The organism is Citrobacter sp. Cf136, assembly GCF_030333815.1.
Taxonomy (GTDB): Bacteria; Pseudomonadota; Gammaproteobacteria; order Enterobacterales; family Enterobacteriaceae; genus Citrobacter; species Citrobacter freundii.
Genome location: NZ_JAOWFE010000029.1, coordinates 112,623 through 132,652 on the forward strand (window position 1 = coordinate 112,623; position 20,030 = coordinate 132,652).

General features: G+C 53.9%; 15 protein-coding genes and 3 tRNA genes. 8 read left to right on the plus strand and 10 right to left on the minus strand.

Going from position 1 to position 20,030, the window contains the following annotated elements; all coding sequences use genetic code 11:
* Window position 1: 1 nt before the first annotated feature.
* Both fucU and fucR read left to right on the plus strand, forming a co-directional pair.
* The gene (gene fucU, locus OGV98_RS01105; protein WP_003840383.1) at window positions 2–424 is read left to right on the plus strand and encodes an L-fucose mutarotase; all 423 of its coding nucleotides are present in this window, start codon (window positions 2–4) and stop codon (window positions 422–424) included.
* A gap of 57 nt (window positions 425–481) precedes the next feature.
* Window positions 482–1,210 (plus strand): L-fucose operon activator, encoded by a 729-nt coding sequence (gene fucR, locus OGV98_RS01110; RefSeq protein WP_049015100.1) that lies wholly within the window; start codon window positions 482–484, stop codon window positions 1,208–1,210.
* A 35-nt stretch (window positions 1,211–1,245) separates the two neighbouring features.
* Here fucR and rlmM read toward each other — a convergent pair whose 3' ends face one another.
* The 4 genes from rlmM to OGV98_RS01130 all read right to left on the minus strand — a co-directional run bounded on the left by rlmM (window position 1,246) and on the right by OGV98_RS01130 (window position 4,261).
* Window positions 1,246–2,346, minus strand: coding sequence for a 23S rRNA (cytidine(2498)-2'-O)-methyltransferase RlmM (gene rlmM, locus OGV98_RS01115; protein ID WP_071445288.1), 1,101 nt, complete (start codon window positions 2,344–2,346; stop codon window positions 1,246–1,248).
* Window positions 2,339–2,734, minus strand: a complete 396-nt coding sequence (locus OGV98_RS01120; protein ID WP_003034037.1) for a DUF423 domain-containing protein — start codon at window positions 2,732–2,734, stop codon at window positions 2,339–2,341. The genes rlmM and OGV98_RS01120 overlap by 8 nt, the downstream gene beginning before the upstream one ends.
* Before the next feature lie 18 nt (window positions 2,735–2,752).
* Window positions 2,753–3,670, minus strand: coding sequence for a glycine cleavage system transcriptional regulator GcvA (gene gcvA, locus OGV98_RS01125; RefSeq protein ID WP_003034035.1), 918 nt, complete (start codon window positions 3,668–3,670; stop codon window positions 2,753–2,755).
* A 363-nt stretch (window positions 3,671–4,033) separates the two neighbouring features.
* Window positions 4,034–4,261 carry a YgdI/YgdR family lipoprotein gene (locus OGV98_RS01130; RefSeq protein WP_003840386.1) on the minus strand — a complete coding sequence of 76 codons (228 nt, stop codon included), beginning with the start codon at window positions 4,259–4,261 and terminating at the stop codon, window positions 4,034–4,036.
* Between the two features lie 192 nt (window positions 4,262–4,453).
* Here OGV98_RS01130 and csdA point away from each other — a divergent pair, with 192 nt between their 5' ends.
* Together csdA and csdE are read left to right on the plus strand one after the other, a co-directional pair.
* On the plus strand, window positions 4,454–5,659 hold the full coding sequence (gene csdA, locus OGV98_RS01135; RefSeq protein WP_048217196.1) for a cysteine desulfurase CsdA: 1,206 nt from the start codon (window positions 4,454–4,456) through the stop codon (window positions 5,657–5,659).
* Window positions 5,659–6,105, plus strand: a complete 447-nt coding sequence (gene csdE / locus OGV98_RS01140) for a cysteine desulfurase sulfur acceptor subunit CsdE (RefSeq protein WP_003840390.1) — start codon at window positions 5,659–5,661, stop codon at window positions 6,103–6,105. The genes csdA and csdE overlap by 1 nt, the downstream gene beginning before the upstream one ends.
* A gap of 77 nt (window positions 6,106–6,182) precedes the next feature.
* Here csdE and tcdA read toward each other — a convergent pair whose 3' ends face one another.
* Both tcdA and mltA read right to left on the minus strand, forming a co-directional pair.
* Window positions 6,183–6,989 (minus strand): tRNA cyclic N6-threonylcarbamoyladenosine(37) synthase TcdA, encoded by an 807-nt coding sequence (gene tcdA, locus OGV98_RS01145; RefSeq protein ID WP_003846496.1) that lies wholly within the window; start codon window positions 6,987–6,989, stop codon window positions 6,183–6,185.
* A 109-nt stretch (window positions 6,990–7,098) separates the two neighbouring features.
* Entirely contained in the window at window positions 7,099–8,196 is a 1,098-nt protein-coding gene (gene mltA, locus OGV98_RS01150) for a murein transglycosylase A (protein WP_130715408.1), read from the minus strand.
* Between the two features lie 205 nt (window positions 8,197–8,401).
* Between mltA and OGV98_RS01155 the strand changes: the two genes are divergently transcribed.
* From OGV98_RS01155 to OGV98_RS01165, 3 genes are all read left to right on the plus strand, one after another.
* Window positions 8,402–8,478, plus strand: a tRNA-Met gene (locus OGV98_RS01155).
* A gap of 48 nt (window positions 8,479–8,526) precedes the next feature.
* A tRNA-Met gene (locus OGV98_RS01160) sits at window positions 8,527–8,603 on the plus strand.
* A gap of 43 nt (window positions 8,604–8,646) precedes the next feature.
* Window positions 8,647–8,723 (plus strand) — tRNA-Met (locus OGV98_RS01165).
* 74 nt (window positions 8,724–8,797) lie between these two features.
* On the opposite strand, the gene amiC is transcribed toward OGV98_RS01165, so the two are convergent.
* Window positions 8,798–10,051, minus strand: coding sequence for an N-acetylmuramoyl-L-alanine amidase AmiC (gene amiC, locus OGV98_RS01170; protein WP_003840937.1), 1,254 nt, complete (start codon window positions 10,049–10,051; stop codon window positions 8,798–8,800).
* A 233-nt stretch (window positions 10,052–10,284) separates the two neighbouring features.
* Between amiC and argA the strand changes: the two genes are divergently transcribed.
* Window positions 10,285–11,616 (plus strand): amino-acid N-acetyltransferase, encoded by a 1,332-nt coding sequence (gene argA / locus OGV98_RS01175; protein ID WP_048232722.1) that lies wholly within the window; start codon window positions 10,285–10,287, stop codon window positions 11,614–11,616.
* 124 nt (window positions 11,617–11,740) lie between these two features.
* On the opposite strand, the gene recD is transcribed toward argA, so the two are convergent.
* The 3 genes from recD to ptrA are packed head-to-tail and all read right to left on the minus strand — an operon-like array spanning window position 11,741 to window position 19,993.
* On the minus strand, window positions 11,741–13,570 hold the full coding sequence (recD, locus tag OGV98_RS01180; RefSeq protein WP_003034009.1) for an exodeoxyribonuclease V subunit alpha: 1,830 nt from the start codon (window positions 13,568–13,570) through the stop codon (window positions 11,741–11,743).
* Complete coding sequence (recB, locus tag OGV98_RS01185; RefSeq protein ID WP_286550952.1) at window positions 13,567–17,112, minus strand: exodeoxyribonuclease V subunit beta; 3,546 nt, start codon at window positions 17,110–17,112, stop codon at window positions 13,567–13,569. The genes recD and recB overlap by 4 nt, the downstream gene beginning before the upstream one ends.
* Window positions 17,105–19,993: a pitrilysin gene (gene ptrA, locus OGV98_RS01190; RefSeq protein ID WP_202581017.1), complete on the minus strand. Its 2,889-nt coding sequence runs from the start codon at window positions 19,991–19,993 to the stop codon at window positions 17,105–17,107. Before ptrA ends, recB begins: the two co-directional genes overlap by 8 nt.
* Between the last annotated feature and the right edge of the window lie 37 nt (window positions 19,994–20,030).

Here is a 20,030-nt window from a genome sequence, read left to right on the forward strand (position 1 = left end):
CATGCTCAAAACAATATCCCCCTTAATTTCCCCCGACCTGCTGAAGGTGCTGGCTGAAATGGGTCACGGCGATGAGATTATCTTTTCCGATGCTCATTTTCCGGCTCATAGCATGGGACCGCAGGTGATTCGCGCCGACGGCCTGCTGGTCAGCGACCTGCTGCAGGCGATTATTCCGCTTTTTGAACTGGACAGCTACGCCCCACCGCTGGTGATGATGGCCGCTGTAGAAGGCGACGCTCTCGATCCTGACGTCGAGGCTCGCTATCGACAGGCGCTTTCATTGCAGGCCCCCTGTCCAGACATCACGCGTATTGACCGTTATGCCTTTTACGAACGAGCGCAAAAGGCGTTTGCAATCGTTATCACAGGAGAGCGGGCAAAGTACGGGAATATTCTTTTAAAAAAAGGGGTAACGCCGTAATCTCTGGTCAGAATGCCCGTCTGGTACGGGCATTTATCATCAGATGAGGATCTGAACATGAAAGCGGCGCGCCAGCAGGCAATCGTAGATCTGCTTACCCACCACAAAAGCCTGACAACTGAAGCCCTGTCTTTGCAGCTAAACGTTAGCAAAGAGACCATCCGCCGCGATCTCAGTGAATTACAAACCCAGGGCAAGGTGCTACGCAATCACGGGCGGGCCAAGGCTATTCATCGGGAAAATCAGGACAGTGGCGACCCGTTCCATATACGACTAAAAAGCCACTATGCCCACAAAGCAAATATTGCCCGCGAAGCGCTGGCATGGATCGAAGAAGGTATGGTGATAGCTTTAGACGCCAGCTCAACATGCTGGTACCTGGCGCGACAGCTACCGGACATCAACATTCACGTTTTTACCAACAGCCAGCCCATCTGCCAGGAATTGGCTAAACGTGAACACATTCAGCTTATTAGCTCCGGCGGTCGCCTTGAGCGCAAATACGGTTGCTACGTTAATCCCTCGCTTATCTCGCAGCTAAAATCCCTCGATATTGACCTGTTTATTTTTTCCTGCGAAGGGATCGACAGCGACGGTGCGCTCTGGGACTCAAATGCAACCAACGCAGACTTCAAATCCATTCTGCTTAAGCGCGCATCGCAATCTTTATTGTTGATCGATAAAAGTAAATTTAATCGTTCGGGAGGGGCCAGAATTGGGCATCTGGATGATGTGACGCATATTGTTTCAGATACACAGCTGATTGAATCAATCCAGGCCGAATAGGGCGATTTCGCCGCCATCCGACCTGGATTGTAGCCTTATCGCTCGTCGCGACGACCGCCGACGGCCGCCCACAGACGACGTACGTGAACGGTTACTTCTTCACGGTCATGATACAGCTGACGCGCCTGAATTTGGGCATTTACGCCATGTTCATCAAGCTGGGCCTGAATATAAGCCAGGTTCTGTGATACCTCTTCGTAGCGTTTTTTCATCGGCAGCTTGAGGTTGAATATTGTCTCACGACACCAGCCGTTGACCAGCCATTGTGCCATCAGCGCGGCAACCTTCGCCGGCTTCTCCACCATATCGCAGACCATCCACGAAATATTGTTGCGATTCGGACGGTATTTAAATCCGTCTTCACGCAGCCAGGTGACCTGTCCGGTATCCATCAGGCTTTGTGCCATTGGACCGTTATCCACCGAGTAAACCCACATGTTGCGTTTAACCAGCTGATAGGTCCATCCGCCCGGGCAGGCCCCTAAATCCACCGCATACATTCCGTTCGCCAGACGCTCATCCCATTCATCGGCAGGGATAAACACGTGCAGCGCTTCTTCCAGCTTCAGCGTTGAGCGGCTCGGCGCATCGGCCGGGAATTTGAGTCGCGGAATACCCATGTAGAACGGTGAGTTATTGTCAGGCCAGGAATAACCGGTATAACAACAGCCAGGGGCGATAAAGAAAACATGAACCACCGGACGTTTCGGCGTTTCATATTTTGCCAGTACGCCCGCTTCACGCAGCGCCGCGCGCAGCGGTACGGTAAATTTACGGCAGAACTTAACCAGCTCTTTGCTTTCATTGGTGTCGGCGACTTCGACACGCAGATCGCCACCCTTTTCCACCACGCCCTGCAGCATGCCAACGATCGGGGTAATGCGGTCTTCCGGCGGTAAATATTGCAGCAGTTCGCCCACCACAAACATTTGACGGGCAAAAATCAGTGAGCTAAACGGCAGCTCTTTCACTAGCTTTTCGGCATCATCCTGCTGATAGCATTCGAAGATGACGTAACCCGCATTGTCTTTCACGCGGGCAAAACCGAAGATGTCCCGGCGCCCTGCTTTATCCGTAATTTCTGCGGCGCACTCTTTTTCAAAACCCGGGCGACACAACAACACAACCTTATTCATGGCTAACGCCCTTACGTTTCAATCTAATAGCACCCACTAACATCAGCGCCCAGCCCACAAGGAAGCTGAAACCGCCGACGGGGGTAACAAACGCCCACAGGCGTAAATGAGAGAGCGCAAGGCAATACAGGCTGCCGCTAAACAGCACCGTTCCTAATGCCAGAAATACGCTACTCCAGTAAAACCAAATGCTAATGCGTCGCTGCATGGCGACGGCCAGGCCAAAGATAGCCAACGTATGGAACGCTTGATACTCAAGGCCAGTCTGGATCCACCCCATCTCAACGACACCGAGGGTTTTACTCAGAACATGTGCCCCAAAGGCACCCAACGCCACAAAGATAAAGCCACTTACGGCGGCAAAAATCAGCATAAAACGGCTGGTCATGTGAATACCCTACGTAAATTATTGTTCATAACGAAAGCGGAATTTTTCTTGTTCCGTGGCCGCTTTAGCCAAAATCCACTGACGGAAGGCGGCTATTTTACCCAGTTCTGCCTGACTGTCATGACAAACCAGATAAAATGCGTTTTTGCTGACCAGAACATCGTTAAACGGACAGACCAGACGTCCGGCTTCTATTTCGGACTGCGCCATGACGTTATTAGCCAGCGCAATCCCCTGTCCATGGATAGCAGCCTGTAGCACCATGGCGCTATGGCTGAAGATAGGTCCCTGCTGTACGTTGATATGATTCAAGCCAAGCTGGCGCGTATAGGCTTGCCAGTCACGGCGCGACGCATCGTGCAATAATGTGTGTTTAGCCAGATCGTCGGGCGTCTTCAACGGTTTATCACCGGTGAGTAATAGCGGCGAGCAGACCGGCAATAAATATTCTGCGTACAATTTTTCAACGCGCAGACCCGGCCAGTTACCGCGTCCGTAGAAAATCGCCACATCTACATCGTCCGCCAGTTTGTCTTCCTGACGGTCCACCGCCTGGATCCTGACATCGATTCCCGGATAAGCTGAGTTAAAGCTAGAGAGTCTGGGCACCAGCCATTGGATCGCAAAACTGGGCAATAAACTGACGGTAAGTGCACCTTTTGCACTACGTGCCTGAAGTTTACGCGTCGCGTCGGTTAATTGCGAAAAAATCTCTTTGATGTCGAGGAAGTAGCTTTGGCCTTCTTCCGTTAACAGCAAAGATCGATTGCGTCGACGAAACAGCTTCAGCCCCAGGAAATCCTCAAGAGACTTGATTTGATGACTTACTGCGGCCTGCGTCACAAAAAGCTCTTCTGCTGCGCGAGTAAAACTCAAATGACGCGCTGCAGCATCAAAAACACGCAACGCATTTAAAGGTGGTAATCGTTTTGACATGACTTTTAGGCTTTGATGTTAAATGAATTTAACAATTAGCTAACAGGCTGTAACCTATTAGTTTTTTTTATCTGAGCCATTATAAATTGTCCGTTGAGGTTCTACCAGCAAATACCTATAGTGGCGGCACTTCCTGAAGCCGGAACGAAAAGTTTTATCGGAATGCGTGTTCTGGTGGGCTTTTGGCTTACGGTTGTGATGTTGTGTTGTTGTGTTTGCAATTGGTCTGCGATTCAGACCATGGTAGCAAAGCTACCCTTTTTCACTTCCTGTACATTTACCCTGTCTGTCCATAGTGATTAATGTAGCACCGCCAAATTGCGGTGCTTTTTTTTGTCCGACTCTTTGTCGATGGATGACCGGTTAGTTATCCAGTTCTACCATCTCTTTCACGTCAGTGCGGTTAATCTGCTGTTTGTTGCCGTTAGCGTCTTTATACGAAATCATCCCCGTTTCATTATCGGTCTGTGGCTTACCGTCAGCTACGATTGATCGACCATCGTTGGTATGCATCACGTAATTCGAACCGGAACAGGCGCTCAGGGCAAAAGTCAGCATACAGGCAGAGATAATTGCGGCAGTCTTTTTCATCTTCTTCTCCTTAAAGCGATTTATGCTATTAAAAACACACTCCGTAACAGGCAAAATTGCTCGCCTAACGCTATTTAGCATAAGACACTGAGCGGGCTTTGCCAGGATATCCAGAGTATTCCGATGGTTAGCGCAACCCTTGTATCAATGCCCTTTTTGCGCCACGATCTGTTTACTGAACTGAGGAATACCATGAACGCTTTTAACCCCGCGCAGTTTCGCGCACAATTTCCCGCACTCAACGATGCTGGCGTCTATCTCGACAGCGCTGCTACGGCGCTGAAGCCACAGGCGGTGATTGAGGCTACCCACCAGTTTTATAGCCTGAGCGCCGGAAACGTCCATCGCAGCCAGTTTGCTGAAGCCCAGCGCCTGACCGCACGCTATGAAGCCGCGCGGGAAAAAGTCGCAAGCCTGATTAATGCGCCGGATGACAAAACCATCGTCTGGACCCGCGGCACAACGGAAGCGATCAACATGGTTGCTCAAAGCTATGCGCGTCCACGCCTTCAGCCGGGTGATGAGATTATCGTTAGCGCAGCGGAACATCACGCCAACCTCGTGCCCTGGCTGATGGTCGCGGAGCAAACGGGGGCTAAGGTCGTCAAACTCCCACTCACCCCCGATTTATTGCCAGACGTTGAGCGCCTCACGCAACTCATTACCCCGCGCAGCCGCATTCTGGCACTCGGGCAAATGTCGAACGTCACCGGTGGCTGCCCGGATCTGGCCCGCGCCATCACGCTCGCCCATGCGGCTGGCATGGTGGTGATGGTTGATGGTGCCCAGGGGATTGTCCATTTTCCTGCCGACGTACAACAGTTAGATATTGATTTCTATGCGTTCTCGGGCCACAAGCTGTATGGTCCAACCGGCATTGGCGTGCTGTACGGTAAGCCTGGATTACTGGAAGCTATGTCACCGTGGCTCGGCGGCGGAAAGATGATTAGCGAAGTCAGCTTCGACGGTTTCACCACCCAGGCAGCCCCATGGAAGCTGGAGGCCGGTACGCCTAACGTTGCTGGCGTTATCGGGCTAAGCGCAGCGCTCGAATGGCTGGCGGACGTCGACGTTGCACAGGCCGAAAACTGGAGCCGGGGTCTGGCGACGCTGGCAGAAGATGCGCTGGCGAAACGCCCCGGCTTTCGGTCCTTCCGCTGCCAGGATTCCAGTCTGTTAGCCTTTGATTTCTCGGGTGTTCATCACAGCGATATGGTTACGCTATTGGCCGAATATGGCATTGCGCTGCGCGCGGGGCAACACTGCGCGCAACCGCTACTGGCAGAACTGGGCGTATCCGGGACACTACGCGCCTCATTTGCCCCTTATAATACACAAAGCGATGTGGATGCGTTGGTCGCAGCCGTCGACCGCGCGCTGGAAATATTGGTGGATTAATGACAAGCCCTCTGTTCGCCGGACACCCGTTTGGCACAACCGTAACCGAAGAGACGTTACGCAATACCTTTATCCCGCTCACTCAGTGGGAAGATAAATATCGTCAGCTGATACTGCTGGGTAAGCAGTTGCCGGCACTTCCGGATGCGCTAAAAGCACAGGCCAAAGAAATCGCGGGTTGTGAAAACCGCGTCTGGCTGGGGCATACTCTTCATGAGAATGGCACTCTGCATTTCTTTGGTGACAGCGAAGGTCGAATAGTACGCGGGCTGTTGGCGGTATTACTCACCGCGGTCGAAGGTAAAACGGCCGCCGAGTTACTGGCGCATTCACCAATGGAATTATTTGACGAGCTGGGTTTACGCGCGCAGCTCAGCGCCTCGCGTAGCCAGGGGCTACATGCTCTTAACGAGGCAATTATCGAGGCTGCCCAGAAAGCCGGATGACGGCGCTGATGTATCTTATCCGGCCTACAACACCGCACAAACCGTAGGTCGGATAAGCATAGCGCCATCCGACACAATCAGGGCTGGCGCGCCGCTTTGGCCATCATCTTCTTCAGCGCATGGGAGACGGCAACAAAACCAAAGGTGGCGGTCACCATCGTGGCCGCGCCAAACCCGGATGCGCAATCCATACGTTTCGGCCCTTCCGCCGTCGCTTTCATCGCACATACCGAGCCATCTGCCTGCGGGTACACCAGCGCTTCGGTCGAGAACACACAGTCCACGCCCAGCTTGCCTTTGCTGTTTTTCACCACGCCAAAATCGCTTTTCAGCCGTTCACGTAGCTTGGCCGCCAACGGATCCTGGATGGTTTTTGCCAAATCAACGACCTGAATCTGCGTAGGATCTATCTGTCCGCCCGCACCACCGGTGGTCACCAGCGGAATTTTGTTACGCCGACAGTACGCGATCAGCGCCGCTTTTGGACGCACGCTATCAATCGCATCAATGACATACGAAAATCCTGCACTCATATATTCAGCAACGTTATCCGGCGTGACAAAATCATCGACCACGTTCACCCGGCACTCCGGGTTAATCTGGCGGATACGTTCAGCCATCACTTCAGCTTTTGCCAGGCCGACGTTATCGCGTAAAGCATGGATCTGGCGGTTAGTATTGGTGACACACACATCATCCATATCGATGAGCGTGATGGCGCCAATGCCGGTTCGTGCCAGCGCTTCCGCCGCCCATGACCCCACTCCGCCAATCCCAACCACGCAAACGTGCGATTGAGCAAACAGTTGCAGCGCATTTTCGCCATACAGACGCGCCGTACCGCCAAAACGCTGACGCCAGGCATCACTTATAACCACAGACATAACACCTCAAATTCATTAATACTACGCAGTATGGCTGCCGGATGGCGCTTCGCTTATCCGGCCTACGCGCTAATTTGTAGGCCTGATAAGGCTAGCCGCCATCAGGCAACTAGCCGCTAAATACGTTACCCGCACCCGGCGCGGTTTTCAGCACCCACACGCGTCCGTAGTGATTATACCACCCGGCACGGTGTCCGGCGTCTGCGCCAATACCCTGATAGATGTCGAAGTGCTGTCCTTTTATCGCCCCGCCCACATCCAACGCCACCATCAGACGCAGTTCATACTGGCCGGTAAACTTGCCGTTATTGTCCAGTAACGGGACTTCCGCCAGTAACGTTGTGCCCGCAGGAATGATACTGCGGTCAGAAGCCACGGATGCGCGGCCAATCAACGGTACCGCGCTGGCCCCTTTCACCGGAGCAAAAGATTGTGGTTTAAAGAAGACAAACGATGGGTTCTGCTCCAGCAGCTCACGCACTTCGGCTTCGCTGTGCGTTTCACCCCAATGACGAATAGCCTGCATCGACATATCTTCTTTTTTCACTTCGCCACGGTCGATAAGCACTTTACCGATACTGCGATAGGCGTGGCCGTTTTTCCCGGAATAGCTAAAGAAGTTGAGCGGGCTGCCATCGCCAAAATCGATGTAACCACTGCCCTGAACATCCATAATGAAGTTATCCATCAGGGAGTTGCTGTATGCCAGAATATAATTGTCGCTTAGCGCGCCCGCGTAGATCTCGGCACGGGATGGTAAGCGCCCACGTTTTGGCGGCATACGATAGATAGGATACTGAAACTCGCCCAGGCGCGTATGCCGCGCCTGGATAACCGGCGTGTAGTAACCGGTAAACTGGACGTTACCGTAGTTGTCCGCCCCTTCCATTTGCCAGGCATCAATACCAAACTGACGCATACTGCGCGTATCACCGCCCGCGCGTAACCATTGCTGGATAGCGTTGTAGACGTTGCTCTGGTTACCGTACAAACGTGGCGAAGCGCTGCGAATTTGATTAACCTGCTCGGCGAAATCACCGGCATTGATTGGTGCGCCAACCGCATCAGGCTGGTTCACCAGTGAGAAAGGCTGGGTAAATTTCCCGTCTTTATACTGCTGCCCACGATCGGTGGGTTTTGAGGAACACGCGGCGAGCATCGCGACTACTGCTCCCGCCAGAAGATATTTTGCCCAACGTCCTTTCATTGTTCTCGTCTTATGTTGCCTGAATGCGAGACGAAGATAACAAACCCCCGAACCTAATGAAATGCGTATACATACCCGAACGCAAATTTTGAGCAAAAAATAATCCAGAATGCGTTGTTTTTGTTCATTTTCACCCTAAAAACGTGATCAAGGTGAAAAAAGGGTTGCATGAAAATGCGAGCAGAGTATAGTGCGCATCCACGGACGCGGGGTGGAGCAGCCTGGTAGCTCGTCGGGCTCATAACCCGAAGGTCGTCAGTTCAAATCTGGCCCCCGCAACCAATTAAAATCAGAAGCAGTAACGTTACTCGATGGAAGAGTAATGACGGACGCGGGGTGGAGCAGCCTGGTAGCTCGTCGGGCTCATAACCCGAAGGTCGTCGGTTCAAATCCGGCCCCCGCAACCAATACAATCTGATACAAGTTTACTCGATGAAGAGTAAAGACGGACGCGGGGTGGAGCAGCCTGGTAGCTCGTCGGGCTCATAACCCGAAGGTCGTCGGTTCAAATCCGGCCCCCGCAACCAACATTATGAACACCCTGACGGGTGTTTTTTTGTATCTGCGGTCCGTAAAAAAAGCGCTTTTCAGCGCTTTTTTGTTATCCCCTTCTCGCCAGCGTCGCCCCATCGGCAAAATAGGCTTTAATCCCTGCCAGAATCGACTCTGCAACTTCCTGCTGGAAGGTCGCCGTTTTGAGTTTGCGCTCTTCCTCAACGTTACTGATAAATGCCGTTTCGACCAGAATGGACGGGATATCCGGCGCTTTTAGTACCGCAAACCCGGCCTGTTCAACTTGGTTCTTATGCAGGTTGTTGATTTTACCAAGCTTATTCAATACCGCTTTACCAAACTTCAGGCTGTCGGCGATGGTCAGCGACTGCACCATGTCAAACATGGTGTGGTCGACGTAACGGTCACCGCTCTTACTGACGCCACCAATGAGATCCGAGGCGTTCTGGGTCTGCGCCAGATATTTCGCTGCGGTACTGGTCGCGCCTTTGGTCGAGAGCGCAAACACCGAAGAACCGCTGGGTTGTCGACTGGTAAAGGCATCGGCGTGAATAGAGACAAACAGGTCTGCACGCTGCTTCTGCGCTTTCGCCACGCGGACTTTAAGCGGAATGAAAATATCTTCATTTCGTGTCATAAAGACCTTCATGTTGCCCTCTTTCTCTATGAGGGCTCGCAGACGGCGGGCAATCTGCAGTACCACATCTTTTTCACGCGTCTTGTATTTCCCCACCGCACCGGAGTCTTCCCCGCCGTGGCCCGGATCCAACATAATGACAATGGGGCGATCGCGTCCCGCTTTGCCCGGCTGTGGGCCACTCTGCGCAGGCGGTACCTGTTTATCCAGATCGCCCCTGTTGTAATCTTCCAGCAATGCCAGCAGCGGATCCTGAACATCCTGGGCATTTGCGGGATAGAGATCCATCACCAGACGTTCTTTAAAGCCCGCCACCGGTGCCAGGGCAAAAAGTTGCGGCTTCACATTCTGTTTCAGCTCGAACACCATCCGCACGGTCTTTGGATCAAACTGGCCAACGCGCGCCGACTTAATATACGGATCGTCAGGACGAATCTGCGCTCCCATGCCCTTGAGCACCGAATTCAGATTAACGTCTTCAATATCCACAACCACACGCTCAGGATTACTCAGGGCAAACTGTTTGTATTTCAGCAGACGGTTAGATTCTACCGTGACGCGGGTATAGCTGGACGCAGGCCAGATACGTACGGCAACGACCTGACTCGCGGCAGCCAGACCCACCTGGCTGACGCTTAAAAGCCACATAGCACCCGCACCTTTCAGTAAACGGCGGCGACTGATTGCTGAGTTGGATCCCGACATGCTTCTCCCGAGCAAAAGAAATCTGTAATGAGTAATACGTAAAACGTCCGAATTGACCGGAAACTTTAGCGAATGACGCATAATCTGTCATCTATAAAAGGGTAAACATTCTTTTTATATTCACGGTATTACTGATAAAAATCTTCAGCATGGGTAAAAATTACGCTTGCGCACAGAACCAAAACAGAATAAAAATACACAAATTACGAATAATCATGCAATGAGGGTGTGCCGTGGTGAAGGAGCGTAGAACCGAACTGGTACAGGGATTCCGCCATTCTGTTCCCTATATCAATACCCATCGGGGAAAAACGTTTGTCATTATGCTGGGCGGTGAAGCCATCGAGCATGAAAACTTTTCCAGTATCGTCAATGACATTGGTCTTCTTCATAGCCTCGGCATCCGCCTGGTCGTGGTCTATGGCGCTCGACCGCAGATTGATGCCAATCTTGCGGCGCATCATCATGAGCCGGTGTACCACAAAAACACGCGCGTCACCGATGCGAAAACGCTGGAGCTGGTCAAACAGGCTGCGGGGCTACTTCAGCTTGATATTACCGCCCGCCTGTCGATGAGCCTGAATAATACGCCATTGCAGGGTGCACACATCAATGTGGTCAGCGGTAATTTTATTATCTCCCAGCCGCTGGGCGTTGATGACGGCGTAGATTACTGCCATAGCGGGCGTATTCGTCGCATCGATGAAGATGCCATTCACCGCCAGTTAGATAGCGGCGCGATTGTGTTGATGGGCCCGGTCGCCGTTTCCGTCACTGGTGAGAGCTTTAATCTGACGTCAGAAGAGGTCGCCACGCAGCTGGCTATCAAACTGAAGGCAGAGAAAATGATCGGTTTTTGCTCGTCTCAGGGTGTCATCAACGATGATGGCGATATTATTTCCGAGTTGTTTCCTAACGAAGCTCAGGCTCGCGTTGAGTTGCAGGAAGAGAAAGGCGATTACAGCTCCGGTACGGTGCGCTTCCTGCGCGGAGCAGTGAAAGCCTGTCGCAGTGGCGTACGCCGCTGCCATCTGATCAGCTATCAGGAAGATGGTGCATTGCTGCAAGAACTGTTCTCCCGCGACGGCATCGGTACGCAGATCGTGATGGAAAGCGCCGAGCAGATCCGTCGCGCTACCATTAACGATATCGGCGGGATTCTGGAGCTTATCCGTCCGCTGGAACAGCAAGGTATTCTGGTCCGCCGCTCGCGCGAGCAGTTGGAAATGGAGATCGACAAATTCACGATTATTCAGCGTGATAACCTGACTATCGCCTGTGCCGCTCTGTACCCTTTCCCGGAAGAGAGAATTGGCGAAATGGCATGCGTAGCGGTACATCCGGACTACCGTAGCTCGTCGCGCGGGGAAGTGTTGCTGGAACGGATCGCCGCGCAGGCCCGGCAAATGGGGCTGAGCAAGCTGTTCGTGCTGACCACGCGCAGCATTCACTGGTTTCAGGAGCGAGGCTTCACGCCGGTAGATATCGACCTGCTGCCGGAAAGCAAAAAAGAGATGTACAACTATCAGCGGCGGTCAAAAGTGCTGATGGCGGATTTGGCATAGGAGTAGTTGCCGGATGCGGCATAAAGTTCGCTGGCACATCTTTGGTATGCAGATCGTAGGCCTGATCAGACGCGATAGCGTCGCCATCAGGCACACAGCCGGATGGCGCTGACGCTTATCCGGCCTACATCATGCCATCATTAAACAACGCCGACAATCCGCTGCGGCGTTCGGTTCGGGTGGCAATGGCGCCACTCAATATCCGCTCATCGGCATACAGCGACAAACGACGGCGTGCGCGGGTAACGGCGGTATAGACCAGCTCGCGAGTCACCACAGGTGAATGCTGGTTGGGTAAAATCAACGCCGCGTGGTCAAACTCAGATCCCTGCGATTTGTGCACCGTCATTGCCCAGGTGGTTTCATGTTCAGGCAAGCGGCTGGGCTGGACCGATTTGATAGAACCGCCCGGCAGCGCAAACCACACCCTCAGACCCTGCCCACGATCCAGGGCAATGCCAATATCACCGTTAAATAATCCCAGCGAACTGTCATTGCGCGCGATCATCACTGGCCTTCCCTCATACCAGCGGCTATGCGTCGAACGGTGAATTTTGCGTTTTTGCGCCATCACCTGCTCAATGCGTTCATTCAAACCACCCACGCCAAACGGTCCTTCCCGCAGGGCACACAATAGCTGATACTCATTGAAGGCCTGAATGACAGCATCCGGCTCGGCGCGCTCGCGCAGTAAATCCAGATAGTGACCATAACCCGCCAGCGCTTCCTCCAGCATCGCAGCGTAATCTTCGCTGCTGTGCAGAGCGCGTTTTTCGATGTCGCCAAATCCCTGCTGGAAGACCGTTTTTATCGCGGCTTTGTCACCACGATTAATCGCCGCAGCCAACTGACCGATTCCGGAATCGCTACCGAAACGGTAGCTCTTTTGCAGCAGGCACAAACTGTCGCGCAGAGCAGCCGCCTGAGTTCCCGAACCAGCTGGAATAGTGGTTTCAGTCAGGCGACTAAGCTGGCGGGCACGCTCCGGGGTAAAACCATCACCGACGAAAGCACAGATATCCCCCAGTACCGCCCCCGCTTCAACAGAAGCGAGCTGGTCGCGATCGCCCAGAAAAATCACCCGCCCGTGTGGCGGTAGCGCATCGATAAGGCGCGACATCATCGGCAAATCGATCATCGAGGCTTCATCCACTACCAGCACGTCAAGATGCAGCGGGTTTCCTGCATGATGCCGCAAGCGTTGGCTACCAGGCTGAGCGCCTAATAATCGATGCAGCGTACTGGCATCATCGGGAATGCGCTTCTTTTGCTCATCGGTCAGCGGCAGTTCACGCAACGCCGCGCCCAGCGAGGCGGTCAGACGTGCTGCTGCTTTTCCCGTGGGCGCCGCCAGACGAATACGACAGCGTTCACCGTCCGCCATCTGAATCAACGCCGCCAGAAGCCTCGCCACCGTTGTTGTTTTTCCGGTCCCCGGTCCGCCGGAGATCACCGATATACGACGGGTAAGCGCGACAGCAGCGGCCACTTTTTGCCAGTTAACGCCTTCAACGGGCGGAAACAGCGCTGCCAGCGTGTGAGTCAGCCGTTGTTCATCCACCTCAATGGCGTAGTTAACTTCGCCGAAAAAGCGCGCCACCGCGCGTTCGTTATGCCACATCCGGTTCAGATACAAACGATCGCCGTACAGCACCAGCGGTGTGGGCTGCTCGCCACGGCTTACCGCCCCGGAGGCCAGCAGGCATTCCGCCCAGTCTTCGGGCTCTCCCGCTTCAGCGAGCCAGGCGCTTAACAGAGGATGGGCGTCCTCACTTCGGGATAGACGCGAAAGCGGTAAGCAGACGTGCCCTTCTCCTGCTTCACGGCTGAGCAACGCCGCTGCCAGCGCAACGGCAGGGTTATCATTTCCGGCAACCGCCAGCGCGAACTGGGCATCCAGAGGGCGGAGCTGCTTTTGCTCAACGGCTTCCAGTAATCGTTTCTGGATTGTCATGACATCTCCTCCAGCGGCACACCGGCAAACAACTCGTCCATCAAAGCGATTAACTCTCCGTCAGGTCGGGTCGCATAAATTCCCTGCTGCGGATTTTCACGGTCAACGCCACGCAGGAAGAGATAGATAACTCCGCCAAAATGGCGTTCATAATCGTAATCAGCAATGCGATGGCGCAAGTAGCGATGCAACGCCAGGGTATAAAGTTGATACTGCAGGTCGTAGCGATGCGCCTGCATGGCAGAGGCCATCGCCTGCTGCGTATAGGCGGAGCTGTCTTCACCCAGCCAGTTCGATTTGTAATCGAGCAGGTAATAGCGCCCCTGATGGCGGAATACCAGGTCAATAAAGCCTTTTAGCATGCCGCACACCTGCATAAAGTCCAACGCAGGGCACCCCGCCGAGAGCGGATCGTACTGACGAATCAACGCATCAAGTTGGCTGGCCATCAGCGGCTGCGAAATCGGCAGATAAAACTCCATCTCCACCTGTTTTTCTCGCGCGGAAAGCTGACTCAAACTCACGCCCGTCTCGTTGAGAGGTGCCTGCAAAATGGCGTCCAGCCATTCGGTCAAAACCGGCGTCCAGTGCGCGTCATAACCGCCCAACGCCAGTTGCTCCTCGACCCAATGCGGATCCACCGGTTGCGTAAAATCGAGATTTTCAAACAGGCTATGCAAGAACGTACCCGGCGAAGCGCCGCGCGGGAACTGATGCGGTGTGAGTCCTGATTCTTCAATAACCTCACCGACGCCTGCGGCATCGATATCCAGTCGAGGGATCAGATCCTGCGCAATACCATGTCCACGCTGTTGCAGACCGGAATAACTGGTCACGCGCCAGCTATCGCCGGGCGTACGCTGCAGTATTTTTGCACTCAGTTCACTGCTAACAGACTGCGCAACCTGCCAGGGTTCGCCGTCAGGCTGCGCGGGAATCTGGCAGGCAATATCGTCGCAGCACAGCGCTTCAATCGCGCCACGCAGACCCGCGGCATCCATCGGCTCGCCTTTTTGCAACAGGCGACCAAGGGCGCTCTGATGCACATCGGTATCCCCTTTTTTATCGCCCCGACGTCGTACCAACGGCGCAACACCAAGGCTGCAGTGCCATACCGAACGGGTTAGCGCGACATACAGCAAACGCAGGTCTTCCGCCAGACGTTCCGCTTCTGCCAGCTCAACGCTCTCCTCGGCATCGCTGAGATCCAGCACCGCTTCAAAGGAGCTGCGATCGTGGTAGAAAGCCTGATCCTGGACGCGGAAATTGGTGATAAATGGCAGCCAGACCAGCGGATATTCCAGCCCTTTCGATTTATGGATGGTGACGATTTTAACCAAATGCTTGTCGCTTTCGAGCCTGAGCTGCTGACTGGACGCATTGCTGTCGGGTTCAAGAATATGCTGGGACAACCAGCGCACCAGCGCATGCTCGCTTTCCAGCTGCAAGCCCGCTTCCTGCAACAGTTCGCTGATATGTAAAATGTCGGTCAGTCGACGTTCACCCCCCGCCGTCGCCAGCAGGTTCTCCGCAATCTGGCGCGCAGCCATCAGCGCGCGCAGCATCGGCATCACGCCGCGTTTATGCCAGATCTGACGATAACCATCGAACTCCTCGACCACCGCATCCCAGGCATTTTCGTCATTATTTAACGCTTCAAGATCCTGCGCATTCAGCCCCATCATTGAGGTCGCCAGCGCGCTACGCAGCGTGTTCTCACGCTCCGGCGTCATCACCGCCTGCAGCACCCACAGCAACTCCTGCGCTTCCAGCGTTTCAAATACGCTGTCACGGTTAGAGAGGTAGACGGAGGGAATGGCCAGTTGCGTCAGCGCATCGCGGACCAGCGCCGCCTCCTGGCGGCTACGTACCAGTACGCTGATGTCCGACGCGCGTACCGGGCTGGAGGCTTTGCCACTGACCAGTTGCGCAGCGCCAGAATGCCCGGCCTTAAGCCAGTCGCGAATTTGCATGGCGCACACCTGCGCCATGTAGTTCTGATAGTCGCCTACGCCACAGCTTTCCCCTTCCATCAGCCACATACTCATGGCTGGCTGCGTTTCACCGTGTAAAACAAACTGAAGCGACTGGTTTTTTTCTGCGAATTTTACCGGACTGAAGGGGATTTCGCGGAACATAAAGGCGTCGTCCATCTGGCTGAAAAGCGTATTCACGCTATTGACCATGCCAGGGGCCGAACGCCAGTTAGTATCGAGCGTATAGTGTGCGCTGACTTCGCTGCGCGCCTTCATATAGGTGAAGATATCCGCGCCGCGAAACGCGTAAATCGCCTGTTTTGGATCGCCAATCAGCAGAAGTGCGGTATCCGGCTGATGCTGCCAGATCCGACGAAAAATACGGTACTGCTGCGGATCGGTATCCTGGAATTCATCGATCATGGCAACCGGAAAACGGGTGCGAATAGCCGTCGCCAGCGCATCGCCGCTTTCACTGCGCAACGCTGCATCCAGACGGCTGAGCATATCGTCAAAACCCAGCTCGCCGCGGCGGCGTTTCTCCTCGGCAACCGCCGCGCGGATCTCCGCCAGCGCCCGGGTGATCACCAGATCGCGCAGGGTTAACGGTTCGCTAAGCAGTTCATCAATAGCGACGAAAAGCGGGTGCTGAGGAGTTATCCCGCCCGCTTTGGTTCGCTCTTCTAAAAAGCGCTGGGAGAATTTCTCCAACGCATCAGGCAGCTGATAGCTTTGAGTTTCTTCCTGCGCCCACGCGCTGATCTTTTCGATCCACTTACCCTGGTTAGCGCGATTAAATTTACGCCGATCGATCCCGGAGGCTTCCAGCAGACCATCCAGCTCATCAACAGAATCACGCCATTGCTGCTTGATCTGGTTAATGCGTGCAAGAATTTGTTCATGCCGGGAGGCCAGTGTTTCGTCATCGGGCGGAGGAGCCTTGATAACCGGTGCTTCCCCTTGCAGATAGCGATCGATATCTCTCAGCAGCGCCTGCGGTCCTTTCCACGTTTCAAAAACCACCTGCGCAATGTCGCGGGGCAGCGGGTAGCAGTGCCGACGCCAGAAGTCCGCGCAGGCCTGATAGCGCAGCAGCGATTCATCTTCTATCAGTTGCTGTTCGAACAGCATGCCAGACTCAAAGGCGTTAAGGCTGAGCATACGCTGACAAAAACCGTGGATGGTAAACACCGCCGCTTCATCCATCTGTCTTTCAGCCAATAACAGCCACTGAGAGGCCTGTTTTTTATCGGCAATTTCATCTAACAAACGGGCATATAGCGGGTTGTCGGTGGTTTCACGCAGGCAGGCAATTCGCAGTTCATGAATGTTGCTACGAATTCGACCGCGCAACTCTTCGGTAGCCGCCTCAGTGAAGGTGACTACCAGCAGTTCTTCGACGGTCAGAGGACGAGGAAAGGCGGCAGAGCCGCCCAGTCCAAGCAGTAAACGTAAATACAGGGCGGCGATGGTAAAGGTTTTACCGGTGCCCGCAGAGGCTTCAATCAGACGCTCGCCCGTCAGGGGCAAACGCAGTGGATCAAGGGACTCAGCGGCATCATTCATTCTTATCACTCATCAGGGGTAAGGTTTGCTGCAACGCGCTGACGGTCTGCCACACTTTCCAGCCTTCCGGGTGCACATATTCTGCTTGCCCGTTCTGACTGCCGGAAACCTGTGACAATATCGCCATGCCTTGCGGCTCAACCACCGCCTGATGGAAGAAGTCGGCAAGTTTTTGCGGCGTCAGCAGTTTAATCTGAGCCACTATTTTATCACGTGAATCGAAGCGCATATTGCCGCGATCAAAATCTTTGCTTAACTGTGAGGCTTCTGCCCCCAGCGTTTGCGGCGCCTGCAGCATTTGCGCAATAATCGCCTGCTGAATTTGCGCGAACTCTTCAGGTTTCATCGCCCGCAGCTTCGCTTCCGCCGTCGGGAAGAACGCTTTATAACGCTCCCAGAGGTAAGACGGCTGCTTATCACTGCTTTGCAGCAGGAACCCCATTCCCCACTGACGGCCAACGCTCATCGGGAAAGCAAATACGGCGTAACCTAACTGTTCTTCAGTACGCAGTTGATTGTAGAACCACGGCTGAACAATCTGCCCCAACATGGCGCTGTAGGCTGAACTGGCGTATTCATCGTATCCGGTTGGCACAAATACCGCCGCCAGTGCTGAATCCGTGCTGCTGCCTGCTTTTTCAAAGATGACGGACTGCTTCTTGTCCACAACCACATCTTTGTTGCGACACCACTGTGACCCGTTCGCACCAAGCTGTTTTTGGATATCCCGCGCCATGCTCGTTGTCTGAGCTTCGCTCATATTACCAATGACCAGGAATTCAGGTCGCGCACCAGTTTTTAAGGCGTCGCGGTAGGTCATCACCTCTTTCAGGGTGATGGAAGGCAGCAACTGACGGCGCTCATCACGTGAAAAATAAGGCACCTGAGAAAGCATCTGCACCGGCATAATAGCCTGATCGTAGGCTTTACCCTTTTCTGCGGAATCCATCATCTGGGCATACCAGGATTTCGCCTGTTCCAATTGTTCATCCGTTGAGGTATAGCTGAAATAGCCGCTCAGCAGCGCCTGATAAAGCTGCGGCAAACGTTGGGTGTAGCCGTTGGCGTTAAGCATCAACCCATTGTTAGCGTTGGTAGAGAAACCAATTCCACCTACCGATGCCTGGTTACTTAACTGATCGAGCGCAATCCCCGCCAGATAATCGTTAAGTGCGAATAAGACCTGGTTGCGGGCGCTGTCCATGGCTTTCGGGTTACGCAGGATCACGCTGACGTCAGCCTTCGGCTCGCTGGCAAAATACTGGCTCGGGGCATACACCACGCGTAAATCCGGCTCATCAACAATCAGCTCCGGATGAGCGTATTTTTTATCCGTCTTAATCAGCGTGAAATCATCCGGAATGTAGGGGTTCACCTCCGGTAACGACAGCGCAATGCCCTGTGCTTTTTGCTGCCAGTCGGCAAAGGTTTTGTCGCTGATTTTATCCACCTGGTAAGGCGCATCGACAAAATAAGCGGTTTTATTATGCGGCTCTTTCGCGCTGATATACCAGATACGTGCATTCTGCGGCGTCATCATTGCCAGACGTTGCTCAACAGCTTTCGCATCGTACTGGTCAGCAATATTCACCGCATCCAGCGTATGCTCGACGGGAACGCGGATCATGGTATCAGCCAGCCATTCCACGTAGTCCATATCACGGGTGATGGAGGGATAACGGAAATCGAGATCCAGCACATGCGCCAGCTCGTCAAAATAGCGTTTATCGACGCCTTTCTCGCGTAACAAATTGAGGTAGCTAAAGATTGCCGCGACAACTTCATCGCGATTCGCCAGCCCCTTGTCGGTTAACGTCGCGGAAATGGCTAACACGCCGCTGTTCCCGTTGACCACCGGATCGGAGTCTGCGCGAATACCTTCAACCAGACCCTGCTTTTGCAGCCAGTCAGACAATGTGCCCGGACTACGATTGCCAATCAGGTAGGTCACCAGCTCATCGGTTTTACTGCGGAACTGCGCGCTGTTGTTATCGATACGAAACTCGACGCGCAATACTTTACGCGGCATTGCCGGAACATAGTGGATGATGATGCCCTTTTGCGCGTCAGTGACGACCGGTACGGTAATTTCAGGCTTTTCGATATTTCTGTTCGGCACGCGCCCAAAGGTGTCAGCCGCTATCCGCGCCAGCTCTGGCAGCGGTTTATTGCTATAAATCACCGCCTTCATCAGGTTCGCGGAGTAGTACTTTTCATGAAATTTTTGTAACGCCTGTACCACCGGGTTGCCCGGTTTGTCACTTAATGTCTCTAGATTCCCGCCAGAGAAACGCGAGCCAGGGTGCGCCGGGTTGATAGTCTCAGCGCTCACCTGCGCCATACGCATCCCGTCTCGGGTACGCGCCAGCGTCAGCTCGGAGTTAACCGCGTTACGCTCACGGTCGGCATATTTTTTATCCAACAATGGATCGGCAATAGCATCCGCCAGGCGATCCACCGCCCCCACCAACGCGTCGTTTTCGACTTCAAGATAGAAGGCCGTACGATAAGGCGCAGTGCTGGCATTGTGGCTACCGCCGTGCATTTTCAGAAATTCAGCCAGGCTGTCCGGCTGCGGATATTTTTTCGAGCCCATCAGGCACATGTGTTCGAGATAGTGCGCCAGCCCCTGATGATCGTCCGGATCTTCCAGCGAGCCCACGGGAACCACCAGTGCAGAAAGGGATTTCACGGCCTGAGGATCGGATACCAGCAGCACAACCATGCCGTTATCAAGGCGCACGGCCTGATACTGACGGGTATCTTTATCGCTTTTACGGATGGTTTCAGCTAAAGGCTGCCAACCGGTATCTGCCTGACTTACGGGAACCCAAAGGGCGACGAACAACAGTAATGCGCTGAACCAGGTGCTGCGGGGCATTCACAAACCTCATCATTAACGTATTCACCTGTTCACT